The sequence below is a fragment of the Methylobacterium sp. WL116 genome (assembly GCF_008039455.1).
In the GTDB taxonomy this organism is placed as follows: domain Bacteria; phylum Pseudomonadota; class Alphaproteobacteria; order Rhizobiales; family Beijerinckiaceae; genus Methylobacterium.
Genome location: NZ_VRUV01000483.1, coordinates 1 through 3,487 on the forward strand (window position 1 = coordinate 1; position 3,487 = coordinate 3,487).

Annotated in this window: 2 protein-coding genes and 1 pseudogene; 1 reads left to right on the top strand and 2 read right to left on the bottom strand. The window is 72.7% G+C overall.

Annotated elements, in window-relative coordinates; translation table 11 throughout:
- The coding region (locus FV223_RS30740) for a hypothetical protein (RefSeq protein ID WP_187276221.1) at nt 1-874 on the top strand (874 nt) is incomplete at its 5' end.
- Nucleotides 875-1,191: 317 nt separating this feature from the next.
- On the opposite strand, the gene garD is transcribed toward FV223_RS30740, so the two are convergent.
- Both garD and FV223_RS23155 read right to left on the bottom strand, forming a co-directional pair.
- A complete protein-coding gene (gene garD, locus FV223_RS23150; protein ID WP_147729191.1) occupies nt 1,192-2,775 on the bottom strand; it encodes a galactarate dehydratase in 1,584 nt (527 codons plus the stop codon).
- 28 nt (nt 2,776-2,803) lie between these two features.
- A pseudogene (locus FV223_RS23155) lies at nt 2,804-3,487 on the bottom strand (MFS transporter); the annotation flags it as partial.

A 3,487-nucleotide genomic window follows, 5' to 3' on the forward strand; every position in this document is an offset into this window, starting at 1 on the left:
GCCCAACATCGCCGCCGGCGCCGGCCGCCCGCAGGCCTCGGCCGAGCACCAGCGCGCGCTCTACCGGGCGGCACGCAACGCCGGCGGCGCGGTGAAGGTCGCCGGGCCGAGCTACGTCCAGGCCAACGTCGCGGCGGCGGAGTCCCTGGCCAACGCCGTCGACTACGGCAACATCCACCCCTACCCCGGCATGGAGCACCCGGAGAACGCCGGTAACGGCGACCTGCGCCGCTTCGTCGCCGCCGCTCAGCCCATCTTCGGCCGCGCGCCGCTGCTCGCCACCGAGAACGGCTACCACACCGCGCTCGCCACCCGGAGCTTCCACTTCCCGGTCTCGGAGGCCGTGCGGGCGCGCTACACGCCCCGCCTGCTGCTGTGGAGCTTCCTCCAGGGCATCCGCCGCACCTACCTCTACGAGCTGGCCGCCTCGGTCGACCGGGGCGAGGGCGACCCGGAAGGCCGGTTCGGCCTCCTGCGCTTCGACGGCTCAGCCACGCCGACCTTTTCCGCGGTCGCCAACCTGATGCGCCTGTTCCGGGCCGGCCCGGTCGTGGCCGGCCCCGCCCTCGACGTGGCCCTCGACGCGGCCCTCGACGCGGCCCCGCGCGACCTCCAGGCGATCCGCTTCCTGCGCGGCGACGGCGCCGTCCTCGTGCCGCTCTGGCTCGGGATCGACGGCTGGGACCGGGTGCAACGCCGGGCACGGCCCGACGCGCCGGCGCAGGGCGTGACCCTCACCCTCTCGGGCGTCCCGAAGGCGGCGCGGCTGCACCGCTTCGCCGACGACGGCTCGGTCGGCGTGGAAACGCTCGGCCCGGCCCGGACGCTGACCCTCGGCGTGACGGACCGGCTCGCGATCCTCGAGCTGGTGTAGGGCGGCCCTACCGCCCAGCGAAAGCCCGTGGCGATCCGCTCCACCGTCGCCGAGAAGATCCGGTACCGGGCGAACGACGGGTCGAGGATCTCGATCGCCGGGTCGGGCAGGCGCTCGGACGGCTCGAAGGCGGCCTGCGCAGGCCCGGCCCACGCCGTCGTGGCGGCGGCGCCCGCCAGCGCCAGCAGGGTCCGGCGATCGAGTGCGCCCATCGTGTCCTCCCGGCCGGTGTCGTCCCGGCCTGTCCGTCGCTCGGTCCCCGGCGGGCACGGCGCATGGCGTGCGGCGTGTCCGCTCCTTCCGTGGCGTCGGAACCCTCAGGTGATCGGCGCCGGGTTGAACAGCGTCAGGTCGTTGAACAGGCCCCAGCGGTCGGACCACGGCGTCTTGCGCCCGCTCGCCACGTCGAGGATGAGCTGGAACAGCTCGCGGCCGACCTCCTCGATCGTCGCGTGGCCGGTGGCGATGCGGCCGGCGTCGAGGTCGATCAGGTCGGACCAGCGCTGGCTGAGCTCGGTGCGGGTCGCGACCTTGATCACGGGGCATTGCGCGAGGCCGTAGGGCGTGCCGCGGCCCGTCGAGAACACCTGGAGGGTGATCCCGGAGGCGAGCTGCAGCGTGCCGCAGACGAAGTCGCTCGCCGGCGTCGCCGCGAAGATCAGGCCCTTCTCGCGGACCCGCTCGCCCGGGGCGAGCACGCCGGAGATCGCCGAGGTGCCGGATTTGGCGACCGACCCGAGCGCCTTCTCGACGATGTTGTTCAGCCCGCCCTTCTTGTTGCCGGGGGACGGGTTGGCGCGCCGGTCGGCCTCGCCCTTGGCGAGGTAGTCGTCGTACCACGCCATCTCGCGCACCAAAGCCTCGGCCACCGCTGGCGTCTTGGCGCGCGGCGTCAGCAGGTGGATCGCGTCGCGGACCTCGGTGACCTCCGAGAACAGGACCGTGCCGCCGGCGGCGACGATCAGGTCGGCGCAGTACCCGAGCGCCGGGTTGGCGGTGACGCCGGAGAACGCGTCGCTGCCGCCGCATTGCAGGCCGACCACGAGGTCGGAGGCCGGGCAGGTCTCGCGCCGGCGCCGGTTCAGGATCGCGAGCCGGGCCTCGGCCATCGCCATGATGCTGTCGAGCATCATGGAAAAGCCCTGGTGGCGCTCGTCCTGCATCCGCACGACGCCGCCGTCCTGCGCGTCGTCGCCGTCCGGCAGCAGGCGCTCGGAGACGAGCTTCTCGCAGCCGAGGCCCACCACCATCACCTCGCCGCCGAAATTCGGGTTGCGGGCGAGGCTCTGGAGGGTGCGGATCGGGATCACCGCCTGCGGCGCGTTGATCGCGACGCCGCAGCCGTAGGCGTGGGTCAGCCCGACCACGTCGTCGACGTTGGGGAAGCGCGGCAGCAGCTCCGCCTTGATCCGCCGGATCGCCACGTCGAGGGTGCCGGCGACGCATTGCACGCTGATCGAGATGGCGAGGATGTTCTTGGTGCCGACCGAGCCGTCCGGGTTGCGGAACCCCTCGAAGGTGCAGCCGGTCAGCGGCGGCAGGGGCGCCGGCACGCGGGTCGCCATCTCCAGCGCGTCGAGGGCGGGGGCGGTCGGGGTGGCCACGCGCGATTCCTCGACCCAGGCGCCGCACGGGATATCCTGCGTCGCGATGCCGACGACCTCGCCGTAGCGCCGGACCTCGCCGCCCTCGGGGATCGCGGCGAGCGCCACCTTGTGGCCCTGCGGCACGAACTCGACGAGGGTCAGCCCGTCCGAGAACACCGTGCCGGCCGGCAGCCCGAAGGCGTTGACGACGATGGCGACGTTGTCGCTCGCGTGCAGGCGGATGGTGCGGGGGGCGTCGCCCAGGGCGGGCCCGGCCGGCGGCACCGGCGGGGCTTCGATCACGGCGTCTGGCATCGCATGCTCCCTGGCGGTCGGCGGTCGGTCAGGCGCGGCGCAGCTCCACCCGCCGGATGTCGCCGACGAGGAGGAGATAGGCGCTCATCGCCACGAGCGCGTTGATCCCGACGAAGACCAACGCCGTGTCGAACGAGCCCGAGGACTGGACGAGATAGCCGATGATGATCGGCGTGGTGATGCCGGCGGTGTTGCCGAACATGTTGAACAGCGCGCCGCTCAGGCCCGCCGCCTCCTTGGGCGAGGTGTCGGACACCACCGCCCAGCCGAGCGCCCCGAGGCCCTTGCCGAAGAAGGCCGCCGCCATCAGGCCGATCACCAGGGCATGCGAGTCGACGTAGTTGCAGGCGATGATCACCATCGACAGCAGCATGCCGGCGATGATCGGCAGCTTGCGGGCGATGTTGAGCGAGCCGGTCCGGCGCAGGAGCGCGTCGGAGATCACGCCGCCGAGGATGCCGCCGACGAAGCCGCACAAGGCCGGGAGCGAGGCGGTGAAGCCGGCCTGGAGCACGGACATGCCGCGCTGCTTGACGAGGTAGATCGGAAACCACGTCAGGAAGAAGTAGGTCATCACGTTGATGCAGTGCTGCGCCACGTAGATGCCGAGCAGCATCCGGTTGCCGAGGAGCTGCTTGATCGTTCCCCAGGTGCCGGCGGCGGGGGCGGCGCCCGCCCGCACCGGCTTCGCGTCGCGCGCTGTCGACGTGGT

What these genes read in the sequence shown, in the direction of transcription:
- garD (WP_147729191.1), bottom strand. Translation starts at nt 2,775, where the DNA reads ATGCCAGACGCCGTGATCGAAGCCCCGCCGGTGCCGCCGGCCGGGCCC.